This window comes from Desulfovibrio piger (assembly GCF_012843875.1).
In the GTDB taxonomy this organism is placed as follows: Bacteria; Desulfobacterota; Desulfovibrionia; order Desulfovibrionales; family Desulfovibrionaceae; genus Desulfovibrio.
The window spans coordinates 1-18,345 of sequence record NZ_JABAFY010000045.1 but is presented as its reverse complement, the minus strand read 5'-3'; the positions used below and the strand labels follow the sequence as shown (position 1 = coordinate 18,345).

Sequence of the window (18,345 nt, the reverse complement as noted above, 5' to 3'; positions counted from 1 at the left end):
GGGGGGCCCTTTTGTAAACGGGCCCCCCTTCCCCCTCGCGCTCCCCCATCCCCGCCGAAAACTTTTATTCAGGTCGGTATGGCACGTCCCCGCCGCTGGGCGCAAGGCCTGTCATCTCCCCAGACCGGGAAAGGAGCGGGTGAGGCAGGCGGAGAAAGAGCGCCGCCAGTGCGGCAGATGCCCGGCAGGCAACAGGGTACGGATGGCCGTGCAGGGGACCGGAGGGGGATACTCAAAGAAAAATGGAAGACTGGGAGAAGAGGGCTCTTGTCTGCCATGCCGAGTCACGCAAAAGCAGCGGTTGGGGAAACAGGCCGGAGGCGGGGCAGGCCGTACCCGTTACTGCGCAGGCAGCTACGGGCAAAGACAGGAGGCGGCAACCCGACAGACGCTGCGTACCGGCTGCTGTCCTCTTCATCGTAAAAAAACAGCTCGCCAAAAAGCCGGGAGACCGGCATCAGGGAGCAGGCCCGCGTGCCGGACAGGCCGTCAGGGACCTGATGAAAAGGTTTTGGAAAGGAGAGGGGGACCGACCGAAGGCGGCCGCAGGCCGTGCCCGTTACGACACGGCAGCTATGGCCAAGGATAGGAGGGGGCAACGAGACAGACGCTGCCTACTGCTGTTTTATCAATGATTTTAATGTGATAGCTGCCGCTGAGTTACGGGCATCGAGAGCAACGCTGCGAGGGGGAGAGGGAGAACCTTTTCGCCGAAAAGGTTTCCCTCTCCCCCTCGCTTAATCTTCAAACTTCAATGGCAGCCTAGAAGCTGACCTTGCGGGCGGCGTCCAGGGCCTTGTTGAAGTCGTCGTCGGTGTGGGCGAAGGAGACCATGCCGGTCTCGAAGCCCGAGGGCGCCAGGAAGATGCCCTGCTGGCGCATCTGTTTGTAGAAGGTGGTGAACAGCTGCTGGTCGCACTGTTTGGCGGTGGCGAAGTCTACCACTTCCTGCTCGCTGAAGTAGGGGCAGAACATGGAGGCGATGGTGGGCATCTGGATGGGCACGCCCTTGGCGCTGAGGATGGCGCGCAGTTCGCCGGCAAAGGCGGACACGCGGCGTTCGAGGGCATCGTAGTCCATCTGGCGCAGCTGGCGCAGGGTGGCCAGACCGGCGGCCATGGCCAGCGGATTGCCGGAAAGCGTACCGGCCTGATAGACGGCGCCGCGCGGAGCCACGTTTTCCATGTACTGGCGCTTGCCGCCGAAGGCACCCACGGGCAGGCCGCCGCCGATGATCTTGCCGAAGGTGGTCAGGTCGGGATCGATGCCGAAGCGGGCCTGGGCGCCGCCGAAGGAGGCGCGGAAGCCGGTGATGACTTCGTCGAAGATGAGCAGGGCGCCGTACTGGCGGGTGATCTCGCGCAGGCCTTCGAGGAAGCCGGGCTTGGGCAGGACGAGGCCCATGTTGGCGGCCACGGGTTCGACGATGATGGCGGCGATGCCTTCGCCATGCTGGCGGAAGATCTCGCGCACGGCCTCAAGGTCGTTGTAGGGGGCCAGCAGGGTGTCGGCCACCACGGCGGCGGGCACACCGGGGGTGCCAGGGATGGAGAAGGTGGCAAGGCCGGAACCGGCGGCGGCCAGGAAGGGGTCGGCATGGCCGTGGTAGCAGCCCACGAACTTGAGCACCTTGTCGCGGCCGGTGACGCCGCGGGCCAGGCGCAGGGCGCTCATGGTGGCTTCGGTGCCGGAGTTGACCATGCGCACCATTTCCAGGCTGGGCATGTCGGCCACCACTTCTTCGGCCAGGGTGACTTCGTCGGGGCAGGGAGCGCCGTAGCTGGTGCCGCGACCGGCGGCCTCACGCACGGCGGCGGTGACGGCGGGGTGATCATGGCCCAGGATCATGGGGCCCCAGGAGAGGATGAAGTCGATGTACTCGCGGCCGTCCACGTCGATGATGTGGCTGCCGTGGGCTTCGGCGATGAAGAGGGGCAGGCTGTCCACGTTGTGGCAGGCGCGCACGGGGCTGTTGACCCCGCCGGGGATGAGCTGGCAGGCTTTGTCAAAAAGCGCGCGGGATTTGTCGTCCATTAGCGTCAGGCTCCTAAAAATAGGTCATGGAGATTTTTTTGAGCTCTTTCAAGCTCTTGAGGATGGCGTACTCACGCAGGGGCGTGGTGGCGATCAGTTCCTGCGCCACGTCGAGGCATTCCTGTTCGCTGCGGCCGTGCACCATGGTGTACAGCTCGTAGGGCCAGTCGGGAGCGGCGCTGGGACGGTAGTAGACATGGGAGATGTGGCTGTGGCGGGCGGCGATGGTACCGCATTCTTCCACCAGCTCGGGGGCCACTTTCCAGCCTACCATGGCATTGTGGTTCCAGCCGGTCTTCTGGTGTTTGATGCTGGCCCCGAAGCGGCGGATGGCACCGCTTTGCTTGAGGCGGGAGAGCAGGTCGAGGACCTCCTCTTCCGTGCAGCCCACGGTGCGGGCGATGTCGGCATACGGGGTCAGGGAGTCGGGCAGGTCGGCCTGCACGATACGCAGGATGGCACGTTCTGTTTCGGTGAATTGCTGGGCCATGGATTCCTCACAGGACGCAAAACGCCGCGCCTGTGAAAGCGCGGCGGATGCGCCCGAAAAGGCCCGGCAGCCTGGGCTGCTCGCGGCTTAACGGTTGAAGGAGCGGGCGAAGAGGTCCTGGATGGCGTCGCGGCCGTTGTCTTCCAGGAAGCGGGTGCCCGTAGCGGCAAAGTGGGCATGCTCGATGACGGGCTTTTCCACCGGGGTCCAGACTTCTTTGTCCCAGGTGAACCAGCCGTTCTTGGGCTGGTCGAACACCAGCAGGGGCTTGTTGCAGATCTTGGCGAATTCGGCGCCCCAGCCGGTACCGCCCTTGACGGTGTTGTCGGGCTGGATGGCACCGATGACGATGACCTGGTTGCCGCTGCTGACCTGCCAGCAGATGGACTGCAGCACTTTGCGGAAGATGGGGGCACGGGTATACTCGCGGTTCATGAGCTTGGAGACGTAGGTCAGGCTCACGTCCTTGAGCGCCAGCTCTTCGGAGGTAAGCACGCGCACGCCGCGCTTGCGCTCGATCTGATGACCTTCAAAGCTGTAGTTGACTTCTTCGATGCCCCAGCCTTCGGCCAGAGCGCCGAAAAACTGTTCGGTCCCGGCAGCGCCGCCGCTGTAGAGAACACACTGTTTGGGATTGAGCATGCAAGCCTCCTCATTAAGATTGCTTCGTGCGGTACTCCCGGCACGTCTTTCACATCATGGCAGAATTTGCCGCGCTCGGCAAGGCGGGGGAGCCTGTCCCGTGCCCTGCGGGAGGGGAGGATGGGCTGTTTTTTCCGGTGTCCGTCATGGTCCTTTGCCAATAAAAAAAGCCCCGGAAGCGATGCACCCGGGGCGTTTCTTATGTCCGCGGGAATTCCCTAGTAGCGGGGAGGACGCGGGGCGCGGGGTTTGGCTTCGTTGACGCGAAGGGTGCGACCACCAAAGCTGTAGTTATCCAGAGCTTCAATGGCAGCCTGAGCTTCACCGTCTTCCATTTCCACGAAGCCGAAGCCACGGGCACGGCCGGTTTCCCTGTCGCTGACCAGTTTCACCGACAGAACTTTGCCGTATTCGGCAAAAAGATCCTGTACCTGTTCTTCAGTAGCGGCCCAGGGGAGGTTCCCAACATAGATGGACTTGGACATGAAAAAACACCCTCTCGAAAGTGACAGACACACCGCATGTGATCCCCAAAACAGCTTGAAGACCTGCGGCAATTGAGAAAACAGAAACATGCTTTGCTGGGCTTGTCAACGCAGACTGACGGAAAAAGTCCGTTATTTCTTGATTTTTTCGATTTTTTGGCCCTGTTTTCGGGGGGCTTTCGGGCGGCGAACAGGCTGATTTATCAGGCAAAGAAGGGGGGGATAGGCCAGTGTTCGCGTTTTTTTTCACAAAATCATTTTTCTTTGCACAAAGGTGCCGGGATGGCTGGAAAAATGCTGGTTGAGCGCACAATCTTCTGGCCTGGAAGGAGCGGGACGGACGCACCGCTGCGAAGGAGGTCCGGCAGGGGAAAAACAGGGGGAGGATCGCTTGCGACAGGGGGCGCAGGAAGACACCGGGAGCGATACTCCCGTGAGAGGGGGCAGGGCAGGAAGGATGCGTGTCTCCCCGGGCCGCTCCGCACGGTCCGCGCCGTCGGTGACAAAAGGAGCCCCGCGGGCATCGGCAAGGATGCGGGCGGGGCTCCTCGATCCGTGACTGGTTATTGCGGCGTTTCCGAGGGGGCCCAGTCGGGGGCCAGGTCTTCGAAGGCCGTATAGGGCGACATGTAGAGCAGCTCGGCCACGCCCACGGGACCGTTGCGCTGCTTGCCGATGATGATCTCGGCGATGCCCTGCACCGGCCGGTCGGCAGGCTTGGTGAACTTGTACACGTCGTCGCGGTAGACGAACATGATGACGTCGGCGTCCTGTTCGATGGCGCCCGATTCACGCAGGTCCGAGAGCATGGGGCGTTTGTCGCCGCGTTCTTCCACTTTTCGGTTGAGCTGCGAAAGGGCCACCACGGGCACGTTCATCTCCTTGGCCAGGCCCTTGAGGGAGCGGGAGATGTCCGAGATCTCCAGTTCGCGCGAGTCGGTGCGGCGGCTGGTGCGCATGAGCTGGAGGTAGTCCACGATGACCAGGCCCAGGCCCTTTTCGGCCTTGAGGCGGCGGGCACGGGCGCGCAGCTCCAGGGTGGTCAGGGCCGGGGTGTCGTCGATGTAGATGGGCGCGCGCGAGATGACGTCGGCCGCGGCGTAGAGGTTGCTCCAGTCGGCGTCGGTGAGCAGGGCCGGACGGCGCAGCTTGGACATGTCCACCTTGCCCCACACGGCCAGCATGCGCTGCATGAGCTGTTCCTTGCTCATTTCCAGCGAGAACACGGCCACGGGCACGCCTTGGCGGATGGCGGCATTGAGGCCCATGCAGAGCGAGAAGGCCGTCTTGCCCATACTGGGACGGGCGGCCACGATGATGAGGTCCGAGGGCTGGAGACCGGCGGTGAGCTTGTCCAGGCGCGTGTAGCCGGTGGTGACGCCGGTGATGACGTCGCGGGAGTCGGCCAGCTTGGACAGGTTCTCGAACACGCTGTCCACCAGTTCGCGGGCGCCGGTGAAGTCGCGGCCCGTGGTGCGCTGCGAGATGGCGAACACGGCCTGTTCGGACTCGTCCAGCAGGCTGCCCACCTCGCGCGAGGCATCGTAGCAGTTGCTGATGATGGACGAGCAGGCATTGATGAGGCCGCGTTGCAGGGATTTGTCGCGCACGATGGTGGCGTAATATTCGGCATTGGCGCCGGAGACCACGGCCTGGGCCAGATCGGCCAGATAGACGGCCCCGCCGGCCTCTTCGAGGGCGTTGTTGCTCTTGAGCTGCTCGGCGGTGGAGATGAGGTCGATGGGCGCGCTTTTGCGGTACAGGTCCAGGAAGGCCCGGAAGATGGTGGCATGGGCCGGCAGATAGAAGTCCGTGTCCGCGATGAGGTCCACGATGACGTGCATGAGCTGGGGCCGCATGAGGATGCCGCCCAGCACGGCCTGTTCGGCTTCGGGGCTGTGGGGCGGCACGCGCCGCAGCAGGTCGTTCTCCGCAGTGCGGGCGCGGTCGTTGCCCTCGCTGGTGCGGGGCGCGCCGGACTGGCGGGGGGACGGGGAAGAGGCGGAGCCGAAAGGTTCGTTGCTGGCCATGATGATCTCGCGGGTTCGGGATGAGTGATGTTGCCTGAAAGGCATACGGGTTGCGCTGGTGCCTGTCAATGCGGTGCTCGTGTCCAGGAAGGGCCGGGCTCCGCGTCTGTCCGCTCCGGCGTGCGGCGGGCGTGCCTGCATCTGTTGCGTAGCCGGACAGGGCCGTGCGGGCGACGGGCGCGCAGGGATGCCGGGGCCGTCGCCCGCCCTCATCCGGCGGAACGGGGCGCGGGAACGGCGCCATCGGGCAAACCTGGGGACAGGCTGCCCGCGGGCACACGGGTCTTGCCGCGGGACAGGGGGGACGGGCCGGAAGGTGATGCCCCATGCCGCGACGCGAGGGATGCGGACGACAGGCATGAAAAAAGCCCCGCTCGATGAGCGGGGCTTCGATCAGCATTGGCCGGAAGGCCGACGCCTGCCTTATTCGGCTTCGGCGGCGGGAGCTTCAGCTTCGGCTTCGGGCTGGGCTTCTTCTTCCACCACGGGATGGTCGGAAACGACCTTCACCGGCACGGTGGCCACGATGCTGGCGTGCAGGCGCACGCGCACGGGATGTTCACCCAGGGTACGGATGGGGGCGTCCATGAGGATGCGACGACGGTCCACATCCACGCCCAGAGCGGCCAGGGCATCGCCGATGATGCTGCTGGTCACGGAGCCGTACAGCTTGTCGTTGTCGCCCACGTGCATGGGGATGACGACTTCCAGAGCTTCCAGCTTGGCGCACAGGGCCTGGGCGTCAGCGCGCAGGGCATCCATGCGTTCCTGGAGCTTCTTGCGTTCCAGTTCAAAGGCCTTCATGTTGGCTTCGGAAGCCACCATGGCCAGGCCCTGGGGCAGCAGGAAGTTACGGCCGTAGCCGGGCTTCACGGTGACGACGTCGCCAAGGTTGCCGAGATTTTCCACGTCGGCGCGGAGTATCAGTTTCATGTGCGCCTCCTTAGATCATGCTCTTTTTCTTGACGGTGGAATCATGCGTGGCGGTGTAGATGAGCAGGGCCATCTGGCGGGCACGCTTGATTTCGCGGGTCAGCAGACGCTGATGGTGCGCGCAGGTACCGGTGATGCGGCGGGCGATGATCTTGCCGCGTTCGGTGATGAAGTCGCGCAGGATGTCAGGGCGCTTGTAGTTCAGGGGCAGATCCTTGTCCGCGCAGAAGCGGCAGAACTTGCGACGGGGGGCAAACTTCTTCTTGAAAGCCATTACGCGACCTCCACTTCTTCAGCCAGTTTGACGGTCACGAACTTGAAGATGCCGTCGGTGATGCGCACGTTGCGTTCCAGTTCGGCCACCAGTTCGGCGGGAGCCTGGTACACGAGGCGCACATAGTAGCCGCGCATCTGCTTGCGCACGGGGTAGGCCAGATCGCGCATGCCCCAGTGATCCACTTCTTCCATCACGCCGTTTTCGCGTTCCACCACGCCGGTCAGGGCGGTCAGGATGCCCTCACGGGTCTCAGCGGACAGCTCCGGCGAAAGGAGGAGCAGGGTTTCAAATTTCCGCATGATTATCTCCTTTTGGACTGACAGCCCGTACCCCTCTGGTACGAGCAAGGGAAGACGCTCTATAGCCGCAAGCGGCGCGTCTGTCAAGTTTTTGGCCGCAAAAGCGGCGGAAAAATCTTTTTTTGAGCGGCTCCGGGGCCGTTGCGCCGTCCCTCACGGGCAGGGGCAGGCTTGCCCGCATATCCGGGACGGATGCCGTATGCCGGGCGCTGCGCCACGGCTTACTTGTGGTACACGCGCGGGCTGCCCTGGCCCAGCAGGCAAAGCAGCTCGTACGAGAACCCTCCGCAGGCTTCGGCCAGTTCATCGATGCTGACGGGCGTCTCGCCCGGTGCGGCAGGGCCGCCCAGCAGCCAGGCCAGGTCACCGGCGCGGGCCGACAGACCCGTGACGTCGATCATGAACATGCCCATGCAGATGCGGCCCACCTGGGGCGCACGGCGGCCGTTGACCAGCACATGGATGCGGCCGGAGGCGCCGCGGGGATAGCCCGTGGCATAGCCCGCGCCCACCACGGCCACGCTCATCTCGCGCGGTGCGATGAAGGTCTGGCCGTAGGAGATGCCTTCGCCGGGCTTGAGGTGGCGCACCTGCAGCAGGGGGGCGCTCACTTCCATGACGGGTTCCAGACCCGCGCCGCGTTCCTCCCAGGCCGTGCCCCGGAAGGGATTGCCGCCGTAGAGCGAGAAGCCCGGGCGGCAGAGCTCGAAGCGGCTCTCGGGCCAGCCCATGGTCCCGGCCGAGTTGGCCAGGGAGCGCTTGAGGGCCGGGTAGGCCGCCCGCAGGCTGTCGGTCATGGCCGTGAACTTTTCCAGCTGGCGGCGGGTGAAATCTTCCTTTTCCGGCATGTCGGCACAGGGGAAGTGCGAGACGGCCAGGGTGGGCTTGAGGCCGGGACAGGCGCGCAGGCGTTCCAGCAGGGCCGGGATGTCTTCCGCGCTGAAGCCCAGGCGGCTCATGCCCGTATCCAGCTTGATGGCCACGCCCCAGGGATCGGCGGGGCTGCTCAGGGCGGCGGCCTTTTCCAGGGCCTCGAAACCGGTGATGAGGGGCGTCAGGCCGCAGGCGCTGGCCTGCTGCCAGTCTTCGTCGTTCTGGCAGCCCAGCAGGGGCAGGATGGTCTGGGCCAGGCCGTCCTGGCGCAGGCAGATGCCCTCTGCCACGGTGCCCACGGCAAAATGGCGGGCGCCGGCGGCGTCCAGGGCGTGGGCCACTTCGGTCATGCCGTGACCGTAGGCATCGGATTTGATGACAGGCATGAGTCTGTCGGGCCGGCCCATGCGGCTGAAGTTGCGGACAAGGGCTCCCAGGCGGATATGACAGCGGGAAGGGGTGAAAGTGCAGCTCATGACGGCTCCTCGGATGAAAAACAGGGAGGCAGCATAGCAACATTGCCCGGCAGGCACAAGGAAAGTCTGCCGTGATTCCGGCAACGGCCGGGTTTCACAGGCAAAAAATCCCGGCCCCGGACGGCTTGTCTTTCCGCGCCCATCCGGCTAGTCTGCCCGCCATGACACAATCCGTCTATACACTCGAACACAGCGACAATGCGGCCCGCGCCGGTCAGGTGCGCACGGCACACGGCGTCATCCCCACCCCCATCTTCATGCCCGTGGGCACCGTGGGCTCGGTCAAGGCCATCGCGCCGGACGACCTGGCCGCCATCGGCGCGCCCATCATCCTGGGCAATACCTACCACCTTTACCTGCGTCCCGGTGACGAGCTGGTGGCCCGGCACGGCGGCCTGCACGGCTTTGCCTCCTGGCCCGGCGCCATCCTCACCGACAGCGGCGGCTTCCAGGTCTTCAGCCTGAGTTCCCTGCGCAAGATCCGGGAGGAAGGCGTGGAGTTCCGTTCCCATCTGGACGGCTCCAGGCATCTGTTCACGCCCGAGAGCGTGGTGGGCATCCAGCGCAACCTCAATTCCGACATCATGATGGTGCTGGACGAGTGCGTGCCCTACGGCGCGGACTATGCCTATACGGAAAAGTCCCTGGCCCTGACCACGCGCTGGGCCCTGCGCGCCCGCGCGGCCTATCCGCAGGGTAGCGGCCAGAACCTGCTGTTCGCCATCACCCAGGGCGGTTTCTTCAAGGATCTGCGCAAGCGCTCCATCGAGGAGCTGTGCTGCCACGATTTCGACGGCTTCGCCATCGGCGGCCTTTCGGTGGGCGAGAGCAAGCACATGCTCTACGATTTCATGTACGAAGTGGCGCCCCAGCTGCCCAAGGACAAGCCCCGCTACCTCATGGGTGTGGGCACGCCCCTGGACATCGCCCACGGCATCAATGCCGGTATCGACATGTTCGACTGCGTGCTGCCCACCCGCAATGCGCGCAACGGCACGCTCTATACCTCGCTGGGCAAGGTCAACATCAAGCGCAAGGAATACGCCGAGGACGACAGCCCCCTGGATCCGGCCTGCAACTGCTACACCTGCCGGACGTTCTCCCGTGCCTATCTGCGGCATCTGTACGTCAGCAAGGAGCTGCTGGCCTTCCGCCTCAACTCCCTGCACAACCTGACCTACTTCCTCAATGTGGTCAGGCAGGCACGCCAGGCCATCCTGGAGGACCGCTATGCGTCCTTCCTGGCCCATATGGAAAGCCTCTATCCCGATGAGGCGGCCCAGGGCCGGGGCCTTTGATAACAGTCCGCCAGTACAGGGGAATATAGTAAAGTTGATTTTTAATATCACTTTTGGGTAGGATGGCGGTACTCTTCGCATTCGAACACAAGTGAGGGATCGTGTCCTTTCCTACTCACTCAACCCCCTGTTTTACCTGGCATCTGCCGACGGACAGCCTCGTCTTTTGCGCGCCGGCCCTGCTCCTGCTGGGCCTGACGCCGGAGACGGCGCCGCGGACCATGGCGGATTTTCTGGACCGGCTGCCGGAACCGCAGCGTCGCTTTTTGCAACGCCAGCGCCAGATGGCCCTGGCGGGGCAGGGGCCCGGCTGCCTGAGCTGTGCCTATACCTACAACGGGCGGCATGTTCGCGAAGACCTGAGCATCATCCAGTGCGATGCCGACGGCAGGGGAAGACGGTGGCTACTGGACCTATGTCCGCAAGGAAGGAGGCCTGCTGCTGGATGCCCGCTGTGCCGGTCTGCTGGGGCTGGGGGCCGGGTCCGGGCCGCTGGACAGGGCCGCCCTGCGCCGTCTGCGCCGCCTGTACCGGGCGGCGGGGTCGCTGGCCCGTTTGCGCCGCTGGCTGGACATCCCCCTGTGTTCGGGACGGCAGAGCCTGCTGCTGATGCCTTCCCGCTCCGAGGAGCTCCCCCTGCTGCTGACGGCCTCGGTCCTGCATCGTGACAGGGATGGGCGGGCCCTGGTGGTATCGGGCAGTCTGGCGCCTTTCCTGGCGGGCAAGGCCGCTCCCGTGGGCGGTGCCGACCGTCTGCTGCTGGCCATGGATGCCTGCAGCGACGGCCTTTGGGACTGGGACGCCACCACCGGCAAGGTCTATTACAGCCAGAACTACCTGTCCATGCTGGGGCATACGTCCGAGACCTATCCCGCCGAGCTGGACTCGTGGGTGCGCGCCGTGCACCCCGACGATTACGAGAAGACCGTGAACATGCAGATGCGGGTCGCGGCTTCCCCCGCGGAGGGGGATGCCTTCTCCTGTACCTACCGCATCCGGCGTGCCGACGGCACCTGGCTGTGGGTGCTGGGGCGCGGCTGCGTGACCAGCAGGGACAGCGAGGGCCGGGCCCTGCGCATCGTGGGCATGCACACGGACATCAGCTCCCTCCAGCACGACCGCAACGTGCTGGAAAAGAAGATCCGCCTCGACCCCCTGACCGGGGTGTACAACCGTTACCATCTGGACGGGCTGCTCCAGCAGGTACACAAGGACAGGGGGCCTCTGAGCGTCCTCATGGCCGATGTCAACGGCCTGAAGATGATCAACGACCATCTTGGACACCACGCCGGAGACGAACTGCTGCGTACCGCGGCACAGCAGCTTTTGAAGCATATCCGGCAGGAAGACTGCCTGGCCCGTCTGGGCGGGGACGAGTTCGTGATGGTGCTGTCCTGTCCCGGCAGTGTGGTGCGCGAGCGGCTGTCCACCATCCGCAAGGCCCTGGAGGCGTGGAATGCCGCCGGCGGCCTGCCGCTGGAGCTCTCCTTCGGGCTGGCAGGCTCCGATGACGGTTCCGTGGCGCCCGAGGTGCTGCTGCGTCAGGCCGATGCCCGCATGATGGAGGAGAAGAACCGGGTACGGGCTGCCTCCCATGCCCGCATCCGGGCCTGGCTGGAAGCCCGCACGGGCCGGAAGGTCCCTGTGGACGATCCCCGGCTCTAGCTCCTGCCGCAGCGCGCGGGGCCGGGATGTCCGGCCGTGCCTGTGTGGCGTGCGGCCTCTCCCTTGCGGCGGGGCTGTCTTTTCCTGTGCCGGTTCCCTGTCCGTCCTTTCCCTTGTGGCATGACGGGTCGCCGGGCCGTCTCCCTGCCCGGTCCCGGTGGCATCGCTCCCTTTTGCCGCTCCTTGCAGCTGCCCCGTCATGTGCTGTCCCGCCCTGCGGCGGGCTGTCCTCCTGATGGCCGGGCGGGCCTTCGCCGCGCTTGACCAGGCGCGCCGGATATGGGAGACAGGGCTCAGACACTCATTTTTCATCAAAAATTCCTTTGTGGTTTGAGACCTCCCCCTTCAGGGGGAAAAGAGGGATCGACAAGACGGCGAAGCCGATGAAATCCTTTTTCGTACCCCCTCCCTTCAGGGAGGGCCGATCCGCACGGCCCCTATCCGTCGGCCGCGGAGTCAGTCGGCGGATGGGGCGACTGTGGATTGAAACATTACATATATACGAGGAAAAATAATGAACGGTCAGAATTACCGTTGCGGCTGGGTGGCGCTCATGGGCCCGCCCAATGCCGGCAAATCGACGCTGCTGAACGGGCTCATGGGCCAGAAGGTGACCATCGTCACGCCCAAGCCCCAGACCACCCGCAACCAGATCGTGGGCATCCTGACGGACGACGATGCCCAGGCCATCTTCATGGATACGCCCGGCCTGTCGCAGGTGCGCGGCCGTCTGAGCAAGACCATGATCCAGGCCGTGTGGCAGAGCCTTGGCCAGGCCGACGTCATCATGCCCGTGCTGGACGCCCACCTGTACATCCGCCATCCCGAATATCTGGACCGCGACCTGGCTCCCGTGGCCGAGGCCCTGGCCAGTGACGAGCGCCCCATGGTGGTGGTGGCCAACAAGGTGGACCTGTTCGCCGACAAGAGCCGCATGCTGCCCCTGCTGACCCGTCTCAACGAGATGTGGCCCCGCGCCGAGATCTTCCCGGTGTCGGCCCTGAACAAGGACGGCCTGCCCGAGCTGGCCAAGCTCATCAAGAAGCAGCTGCCCAAGGGCATCGCCCAGTTCCCCGAAGACCAGATCTCCACCGCGCCGGTGCGCTTCATGGCCGCCGAGATCGTGCGCGAAAAGCTCTTCCTGCACCTGCGTCAGGAAGTGCCCTACGGCATCGCCGTGGAAGTGGAGAACTGGGACGAAGACCCCGGACGTGAGCAGACCATCATCCACGCCGTCATCTATGTGGCCCGTCCCATGCACAAGGGCATGGTCATCGGCCGCGGCGGCTCGGTGCTGAAGCAGGTGGGCATGGAGGCCCGTCAGGACATCCGCGAGCTCATCGGCGGCAAGGTGCACCTGGAACTGTGGGTCAAGGTCCGCGAGAACTGGACGGAAGATACGGCCTTCCTGCGCGAGCTGGGCATGGGGGCCGAATCCCTGTAGAGGAATGCATGATGGATGATTCCGCCTTGCGTGAGCGTTATCTTTCCGTGCTGGATCGGCTGGGCGAGGCTATTGCCCGTGCCGGTCGCAAGCCGGAAGAGGTGCGCCTGATCGCCGTTTCCAAACTGCATCCGGCCGAGGACGTGGCCTGTGTGGCCGCCGCCGGACAGGTGGATTTTGGCGAGAACTATGTGCAGGAGGCCCTGCAGAAACGGCAGGATCTGGTGGCGCAGCCCCAGTGCCGTGACATCCGCTGGCACATGATCGGTCATGTGCAGAGCCGCAAGGCCGCCCAGGTGGCCGGGGCCTTTGCCCTGGTGCACACCCTGGATTCCGTCAAGCTGGCCGACGCCCTGGAAAAGCGCGCCGCCGCGCTGGGCGTGGTCCAGCCCGTGCTGTGCGAGATCAATGTGGGCGAGGAGCCCCAGAAAGCCGGGATCATGGCCGATGCCCTGCCCGAGCTGGAGGAGCATGTGCTGGCCCGCTGCCCCCATCTGGAGATGCAGGGGCTCATGTGCCTGCCGCCCGTCTTCGACGCGGGCGAGGCCGCCCGGCCCTACTTTGCCCGCCTTTACCGTCTGCGTGAGGACATGCGGGCGCGTACCGGCCTGCCGCTGCCCCATCTTTCCATGGGCATGTCCGGCGACTTTGCCGCCGCCGTGGCCGAAGGGGCCACCCTGGTGCGCATCGGCACGGACATCTTCGGTCCCCGTCCGCCCAAGGTCCCCGCGTAACGGATCATCACGAGGATATGAAAGGAGCCTGTCACCGACAGTCTCCTTTTTATTTCATGGTGTTGGGCCGGAGCGGGGAGGTGGTGAGCTGCAGCCTTTTGCGGTGGAGAGGGCAGGGAGCAGGCTGTGGCTTCATACGTTGTCACCTTGCCGCCATGCCGCATCACCGGGCCGTAGGGCAGGCCTGTCCGCCGGGACGGGGCAGGCCCGGGCAAGATCAGGAGTGCCGGGCCTCCCATTCCAGCAGGCAGGCCCCCAGGGGCAGGGCCTGCTGCAGGAACTCTTTGCGGCTCGTCTGGCCGGGGTCATAGGTCAGCAGCGCGGAGCCGGTGGCGGCATTGAATGTGGCGTCCCGGATGCCGGTCCCCTCGCACAGCAGCGTGTGCAGGGCCCCGAACGTGCTGCTTTCCCGGAACAGGGGGTGACGCAGGCGGACACGTCCGTCGCTGAAATGGTGGATACTCCCCAGCAGGGCACGCATGGCGGCTTCCATATCCGTGTTGTCCACGGCCGTCGATGCTGCGGCGCCTGCGGGCAGGGCCTGCACGTCGATGGTCTCCGCTCCGGCCTCGTGCGGAGACGCGGCAGGCAGGAAGGTACGTACGGTCTCGCCCACGGTGGTCTGGCGTTGCAGGAGGCCGGTCAGCAGCTCATCAAGGGCCGGGGCGTCCGTTTGGCGGCAGCCCTTGCCGTCTTTGCCGCTGCGGCTCCCCTTCATGCCGCTGCCGTGCAGGGAGCCGCCTCTGCCGCATCCCATGCCTTTGCCGGAGCCGCCGCCTTTACCGCTGCCCAGCCCCTGGCTGAGGGTCTGCAAAAGGCCGCTGCCGGCCAGTCCCTTGCCTGCCATGCCCAGCAGGCCCATGCCGAGTTTCGTCCAGAGCATGTCTGTCGCTCCTTTGCGCCGCCCCTGAACGGCATCATGCCGCCTGCGCCGGTGTGCGTCGTCGGACCGGAAATCAGCGTGATGTCCGGCCTCTTCTGCCATGCCCGAAGCCGTGCCCGCCACGCGGACGGGCAGGAGGACACGGCTCCTCTGTCTGCTCTGCTGTCCCGGGCGTCCGCGTCGCCCCATCCGGCTGCTGCCCGTGTCCGCCGTGAGGGCCCTCTCCTCCGCTGTGGTGCTGGCAACGCAGCCGTACGGGACCGCCCTCCATGACCAGGGGCAGCCCCCGGGTCAGGGCCTGGGCCACACGCCGGCGGGCTTCGGCCAGCAGCCGGCAGAACGTGGGCGGAGAGATCTCCATCTGCCGGGCGGCCTCTTCTTGCGACAGCCCTTCGGCATCAGCCAGGCGCAGTGCCTCCAGCATGTCCAGGCCCAGCGTCATGGCGGGCGCGTCGTTCCCTGTGTCAGGGGAGAAGCGTCGGCACGCGGGCTTGGCAGCGATGAGGCGCAATTTTTGCGGTCGCATGGGACATCCTTGATTTGAAATATATTTCAAAATATCGCTGTCGGCAGGGAAGTCAAGGCATACGCGGACAGAGGGACTCTTCCGGCGGCAGCCCAAAAAACAAGGGAGCTCCCGGGGGAACTCCCTTGCCGGCCGCGCTGTCGGCGGCCTTTCCTGTTGACGCATGTTGGCGGCCAAGCTATTTTTCCCCCAGCATGCGGCGCAGGGGCTTGTTTTTGTTACCCCTGGCGGCGCATGGCGGCCAGACCCAGCAGGATGGCGCCTGCCTGGGCCACGTTGAGCGAATCGAATTTGCGCGCCAGCGGGATGCGCAGCATCCGGCCGCAGCGTTTGGCCACACCGGGGCGCAGGCCCTTGTCTTCATTGCCCAGCACCAGCACGGCGGGCAGCTGCATGGCGTGTTCGAACGCGTCGGCGGCGTCAGGGCCGCAGCCCGCGCCGTAGATGCTGAACCCCGCCTCTTCGGCTTCGTCCAGCGCATGGGCCAGGTTGGTCACCCGGGCCACGGGCAGGCGTTCCAGGGCCCCGGCAGCCGCACGATGGGCCGCAGGGCCCAGATAGGCGCTGTTGTGGCGGGGCAGGATCACGCCCGCGCCGCCCAGGGCATACAGGGTGCGGCACAGGGTGCCCACATTGCCCGGATCCTGGACCTGGTCCAGGGCCACCACCAGCGGCAGGGGCGCTTCGGCCGCGGCCTGCAGCACGTCCGCCAGATCACGGAAATCCGTGGCCGTCAGGCGCGCCACCACGCCCTGATGGTTGAGCGGCGCGGCATCGTTGCCGTTCTGCTGGGCGGCCTCGCGGCAGAGCCTGTCCAGGGCCGCCTGATCCACCAGACTGAAGCGCACGCCGCTCTGGCGGCACAGCTGCTGCACGTCCTGGGCATCCCGGGTACGCAGGCCTTTTTTGCAAAAGACGAGGTCGATGCGTTGCGGGTCGGTCCGCAAAAGTTCCAGCACGGGCTTCATGCCCGGCAGGAGCGGGGTCTCGGAAGTTTGATTCATGGCGTCTCCATGATTGGGGGCGTTGTTACTGGGAGGGACCGGGAAAAGGTCCCGATCCGTTTTTGTGTACGCAGCTTCCCGGCACATGGCAAGCCGGGGGCACGGGAGTAAGCATGTTCTTTCCTGATTGGTCCGGCAGGGGCCGCGCACGTCTGGGGGTGCTTTGTATTCTGGCCTTCTGTCTGTTGCTGGCAGGCGGCTGCGGCAGCAAACAGAAAAAAGGACAGCCCCTTTCCATGCCGTCCCTCATCATCCCCGGCGACGAGGGCGGCGAGCCTTTGACCCCCACGGAACTGGCCGCCTTCCAGAACACGGCCCGCATCGACCGCGACATCCACAAGGCCTCCATGCCGGACGTCGTCCTGCAATACAAGCACTTCCTGCGCAAGGGGCGCGGGACCATGAGCGTCTTTTCCCGCAATGCCGAGCCCTATCTGGGCTATGCCCGCAAGGTCTTCCGTTCGCGCGGCATGCCTGAGGAACTGGCCTATCTGGCCCTGGTGGAGAGCGGCTACCGTCCCGATGCGGAATCCCGCGTGGGGGCGCTGGGCGCCTGGCAGTTCATGCCCTATACCGGTATGAAATACGGCCTGACCCAGGACTGGTGGCTGGACGAACGCCTGGACCCCTACCGCGCCACCGAAGCCGCCGCCGACTATCTCCAGAAACTGTACGGGGACTTCCGCGACTGGCCCACGGCCATCGCCGCCTACAATGCCGGTGAGGGCAAGATGAGCCGGGCCAAGGAAGGTACGGGCGCCCGGAATTTTTACGAAGTGGTGGAACGCAACCACAAGCTGGACGAAAAAGCCCGCCTGCGGCCCGAGACCGTGCAGTATGTGCCGCGCTTCCTGGCCATGAGCAAGATCATGCGCAACCTGCCCCAGCTGGGCTTCACGCCCGTGGATCAGGACAAGCCCGCCCCGGTCCGTCGCCTGACGGCCCGCCCCGGTACCGACCTCATCGCCCTGAGTCGTGCCTGTGGTTTGAGCTGGGAAAGTTTCCAGAACTACAACCTGCACCACAAGCGGACCATCTCGTCCACCGAGCGCTCCACCTTCGTCTATGTGCCGGTCCAGAACGAGGCCCAGGCCCAGGCCTTCCTGCGTTCGTCGTCGGCTTCGGCCTTTGCCAACTGGCGTCCCACCAAAGTGCAGACCTCGTCCGACTCTCTGGCCAGGATCAGCAAGCGCAGCGGCGTGCCCCTGGAACGCATCCAGGCCGCCAACCCCGAAAAGAAGAAGATCTACGCCGGGGATACCCTGCTGTTGCCGCGTGGTGTGCCCATGTCGCCTTCGGCCGTGGCCGCGGCGGACGACAAGCCCTCGCGGAAAGAACGCTCGTCCGGTCGGGACAGGCAGGAGCGCAACAGGCCCGAACCTTCGGGCGGCGTCTACGTGCTGCGGCCCAACGATACCCTCTACGGCGTGGCCCGGCAGTTCGGCGTTTCGGTCAGCGATCTGCAGGCCTGTAACAATATCGACGACCCCAGCCAGTTGCAGGTGGGCCAGCGCCTGACCATCCCCGGCAAAGGCGGCGCCGCGGCGTCGCGTCCGGCTTCTTCCGAGCGGCAGGCTTCGCCGAAGGGCAAGGCCTCCCGTGCTTCCCGCACCAAGACCTATACCATCCAGGCCGGTGACAGCTTGTGGGGCATCGCCCGCAAGAACGATGTCTCGGTGGAGGATATCAAGCGCTGGAATGATGGGGTCGATGCCCAGAATTTGCGCGTGGGCAGCACTCTGATCGTGGGGGATTAGGAGCATCAGCCATGACAGGCCGGGAAGGGGAGACCTTTCCCGGCTTTTTTTATGGTCGAAGAGGGCAGCCGGATGCGGGCGTACGGGAGGTCCGCTCGTCGCAGGAAGAAGGCGATGGCCTGGGAGTGCCGTCATTGGGAGTTCCCGCCATCTATGGGCTGGAAGAGGTAGCTGCCAGGGAGGCTCCGCCGGCGTTTTGGTGGCGCTGTATCGGAGGTGTGGGAAAGGCAGGGGGGATGCATTGCGAGGGCCCCATTCCGGCATTGCCTGTAGCGGGACTTTTTTTGGGGGGGGCAGTATGTTGCTTGAAAAAAATGCAAACATTTTTCTGTGTCTTTTCGGTATGTTGATTGAATAATCAGTCAGTATGGGGCAAATCCGTAAAATTTTTTGCGGAAAAATGCTTGACGGTTGGGTCGAAAAGGCGCATAAAGCCGTTCGCGCCAACGAGCTGGCCACGTCCGAAAGGGCGACGGGAAAAGAAATTTTCCCGGA

The 18,345-nt window shown here is 64.9% G+C and carries 17 protein-coding genes; 5 read left to right on the top strand and 12 right to left on the bottom strand.

Features of this window, described 5'->3' with window-relative positions; all coding sequences use genetic code 11:
• Positions 1 to 762: 762 nt before the first annotated feature.
• From hemL to alr, 9 genes are all read right to left on the bottom strand, one after another.
• A complete protein-coding gene (gene hemL / locus HF854_RS10090) occupies positions 763 to 2,034 on the bottom strand; it encodes a glutamate-1-semialdehyde 2,1-aminomutase (protein WP_168936162.1) in 1,272 nt (423 codons plus the stop codon).
• Positions 2,035 to 2,047: 13 nt separating this feature from the next.
• Complete coding sequence (gene ahbB / locus HF854_RS10085) at positions 2,048 to 2,524, bottom strand: siroheme decarboxylase subunit beta (protein ID WP_168936161.1); 477 nt, start codon at positions 2,522 to 2,524, stop codon at positions 2,048 to 2,050.
• Positions 2,525 to 2,611: 87 nt separating this feature from the next.
• Entirely contained in the window at positions 2,612 to 3,166 is a 555-nt protein-coding gene (locus HF854_RS10080; protein ID WP_006008959.1) for a hypothetical protein, read from the bottom strand.
• A gap of 218 nt (positions 3,167 to 3,384) precedes the next feature.
• Positions 3,385 to 3,651: an RNA-binding regulator gene (rbp, locus tag HF854_RS10075; RefSeq protein ID WP_006008963.1), complete on the bottom strand. Its 267-nt coding sequence runs from the start codon at positions 3,649 to 3,651 to the stop codon at positions 3,385 to 3,387.
• 563 nt (positions 3,652 to 4,214) lie between these two features.
• Positions 4,215 to 5,681 (bottom strand): replicative DNA helicase, encoded by a 1,467-nt coding sequence (gene dnaB / locus HF854_RS10070; protein WP_239465104.1) that lies wholly within the window; start codon positions 5,679 to 5,681, stop codon positions 4,215 to 4,217.
• 423 nt (positions 5,682 to 6,104) lie between these two features.
• Positions 6,105 to 6,614 (bottom strand): 50S ribosomal protein L9, encoded by a 510-nt coding sequence (gene rplI / locus HF854_RS10065; protein WP_168936160.1) that lies wholly within the window; start codon positions 6,612 to 6,614, stop codon positions 6,105 to 6,107.
• 10 nt (positions 6,615 to 6,624) lie between these two features.
• Entirely contained in the window at positions 6,625 to 6,888 is a 264-nt protein-coding gene (gene rpsR, locus HF854_RS10060) for a 30S ribosomal protein S18 (RefSeq protein ID WP_006008972.1), read from the bottom strand.
• Entirely contained in the window at positions 6,888 to 7,190 is a 303-nt protein-coding gene (gene rpsF / locus HF854_RS10055; protein WP_040370053.1) for a 30S ribosomal protein S6, read from the bottom strand. Before rpsF ends, rpsR begins: the two co-directional genes overlap by 1 nt.
• A 221-nt stretch (positions 7,191 to 7,411) precedes the next feature.
• The gene (alr, locus tag HF854_RS10050; protein WP_168936159.1) at positions 7,412 to 8,539 is read right to left on the bottom strand and encodes an alanine racemase; all 1,128 of its coding nucleotides are present in this window, start codon (positions 8,537 to 8,539) and stop codon (positions 7,412 to 7,414) included.
• Between the two features lie 161 nt (positions 8,540 to 8,700).
• On the opposite strand from alr, the gene tgt reads away from it, so the two are divergent.
• The 4 genes from tgt to HF854_RS10030 all read left to right on the top strand — a co-directional run bounded on the left by tgt (position 8,701) and on the right by HF854_RS10030 (position 13,680).
• Positions 8,701 to 9,837 (top strand): tRNA guanosine(34) transglycosylase Tgt, encoded by a 1,137-nt coding sequence (gene tgt, locus HF854_RS10045; RefSeq protein WP_168936158.1) that lies wholly within the window; start codon positions 8,701 to 8,703, stop codon positions 9,835 to 9,837.
• Positions 9,838 to 10,215: 378 nt separating this feature from the next.
• On the top strand, positions 10,216 to 11,502 hold the full coding sequence (locus tag HF854_RS10040; protein WP_240937721.1) for a GGDEF domain-containing protein: 1,287 nt from the start codon (positions 10,216 to 10,218) through the stop codon (positions 11,500 to 11,502).
• A 514-nt stretch (positions 11,503 to 12,016) separates the two neighbouring features.
• Positions 12,017 to 12,946 (top strand): GTPase Era, encoded by a 930-nt coding sequence (gene era, locus HF854_RS10035; RefSeq protein WP_168936157.1) that lies wholly within the window; start codon positions 12,017 to 12,019, stop codon positions 12,944 to 12,946.
• 8 nt (positions 12,947 to 12,954) lie between these two features.
• Positions 12,955 to 13,680, top strand: a complete 726-nt coding sequence (locus HF854_RS10030) for a YggS family pyridoxal phosphate-dependent enzyme (RefSeq protein WP_168936156.1) — start codon at positions 12,955 to 12,957, stop codon at positions 13,678 to 13,680.
• Positions 13,681 to 13,897: 217 nt separating this feature from the next.
• Here HF854_RS10030 and HF854_RS10025 read toward each other — a convergent pair whose 3' ends face one another.
• The 3 genes from HF854_RS10025 to HF854_RS10015 all read right to left on the bottom strand — a co-directional run bounded on the left by HF854_RS10025 (position 13,898) and on the right by HF854_RS10015 (position 16,093).
• On the bottom strand, positions 13,898 to 14,563 hold the full coding sequence (locus tag HF854_RS10025) for a hypothetical protein (RefSeq protein ID WP_168936155.1): 666 nt from the start codon (positions 14,561 to 14,563) through the stop codon (positions 13,898 to 13,900).
• 73 nt (positions 14,564 to 14,636) lie between these two features.
• Positions 14,637 to 15,089: a DUF134 domain-containing protein gene (locus HF854_RS10020; protein ID WP_168936154.1), complete on the bottom strand. Its 453-nt coding sequence runs from the start codon at positions 15,087 to 15,089 to the stop codon at positions 14,637 to 14,639.
• 218 nt (positions 15,090 to 15,307) lie between these two features.
• Positions 15,308 to 16,093: a TrmH family RNA methyltransferase gene (locus tag HF854_RS10015; RefSeq protein ID WP_168936153.1), complete on the bottom strand. Its 786-nt coding sequence runs from the start codon at positions 16,091 to 16,093 to the stop codon at positions 15,308 to 15,310.
• A 113-nt stretch (positions 16,094 to 16,206) separates the two neighbouring features.
• Here HF854_RS10015 and HF854_RS10010 point away from each other — a divergent pair, with 113 nt between their 5' ends.
• Positions 16,207 to 17,850 carry a LysM peptidoglycan-binding domain-containing protein gene (locus tag HF854_RS10010; RefSeq protein ID WP_168936152.1) on the top strand — a complete coding sequence of 548 codons (1,644 nt, stop codon included), beginning with the start codon at positions 16,207 to 16,209 and terminating at the stop codon, positions 17,848 to 17,850.
• Positions 17,851 to 18,345 lie beyond the last annotated feature (495 nt).

What these genes read in the sequence shown, in the direction of transcription:
- rplI (WP_168936160.1), bottom strand. Translation starts at nt 6,614, where the DNA reads ATGAAACTGATACTCCGCGCCGACGTGGAAAATCTCGGCAACCTTGGC.
- HF854_RS10020 (WP_168936154.1), bottom strand. Translation starts at nt 15,089, where the DNA reads ATGCGACCGCAAAAATTGCGCCTCATCGCTGCCAAGCCCGCGTGCCGA.
- HF854_RS10025 (WP_168936155.1), bottom strand. Translation starts at nt 14,563, where the DNA reads ATGCTCTGGACGAAACTCGGCATGGGCCTGCTGGGCATGGCAGGCAAG.
- alr (WP_168936159.1), bottom strand. Translation starts at nt 8,539, where the DNA reads ATGAGCTGCACTTTCACCCCTTCCCGCTGTCATATCCGCCTGGGAGCC.
- HF854_RS10040 (WP_240937721.1), top strand. Translation starts at nt 10,216, where the DNA reads ATGCCGACGGCAGGGGAAGACGGTGGCTACTGGACCTATGTCCGCAAG.
- era (WP_168936157.1), top strand. Translation starts at nt 12,017, where the DNA reads ATGAACGGTCAGAATTACCGTTGCGGCTGGGTGGCGCTCATGGGCCCG.
- HF854_RS10010 (WP_168936152.1), top strand. Translation starts at nt 16,207, where the DNA reads ATGTTCTTTCCTGATTGGTCCGGCAGGGGCCGCGCACGTCTGGGGGTG.
- hemL (WP_168936162.1), bottom strand. Translation starts at nt 2,034, where the DNA reads ATGGACGACAAATCCCGCGCGCTTTTTGACAAAGCCTGCCAGCTCATC.
- dnaB (WP_239465104.1), bottom strand. Translation starts at nt 5,681, where the DNA reads ATGGCCAGCAACGAACCTTTCGGCTCCGCCTCTTCCCCGTCCCCCCGC.
- HF854_RS10030 (WP_168936156.1), top strand. Translation starts at nt 12,955, where the DNA reads ATGATGGATGATTCCGCCTTGCGTGAGCGTTATCTTTCCGTGCTGGAT.
- HF854_RS10015 (WP_168936153.1), bottom strand. Translation starts at nt 16,093, where the DNA reads ATGAATCAAACTTCCGAGACCCCGCTCCTGCCGGGCATGAAGCCCGTG.
- tgt (WP_168936158.1), top strand. Translation starts at nt 8,701, where the DNA reads ATGACACAATCCGTCTATACACTCGAACACAGCGACAATGCGGCCCGC.
- ahbB (WP_168936161.1), bottom strand. Translation starts at nt 2,524, where the DNA reads ATGGCCCAGCAATTCACCGAAACAGAACGTGCCATCCTGCGTATCGTG.
- rbp (WP_006008963.1), bottom strand. Translation starts at nt 3,651, where the DNA reads ATGTCCAAGTCCATCTATGTTGGGAACCTCCCCTGGGCCGCTACTGAA.
- rpsR (WP_006008972.1), bottom strand. Translation starts at nt 6,888, where the DNA reads ATGGCTTTCAAGAAGAAGTTTGCCCCCCGTCGCAAGTTCTGCCGCTTC.
- rpsF (WP_040370053.1), bottom strand. Translation starts at nt 7,190, where the DNA reads ATGCGGAAATTTGAAACCCTGCTCCTCCTTTCGCCGGAGCTGTCCGCT.
- HF854_RS10080 (WP_006008959.1), bottom strand. Translation starts at nt 3,166, where the DNA reads ATGCTCAATCCCAAACAGTGTGTTCTCTACAGCGGCGGCGCTGCCGGG.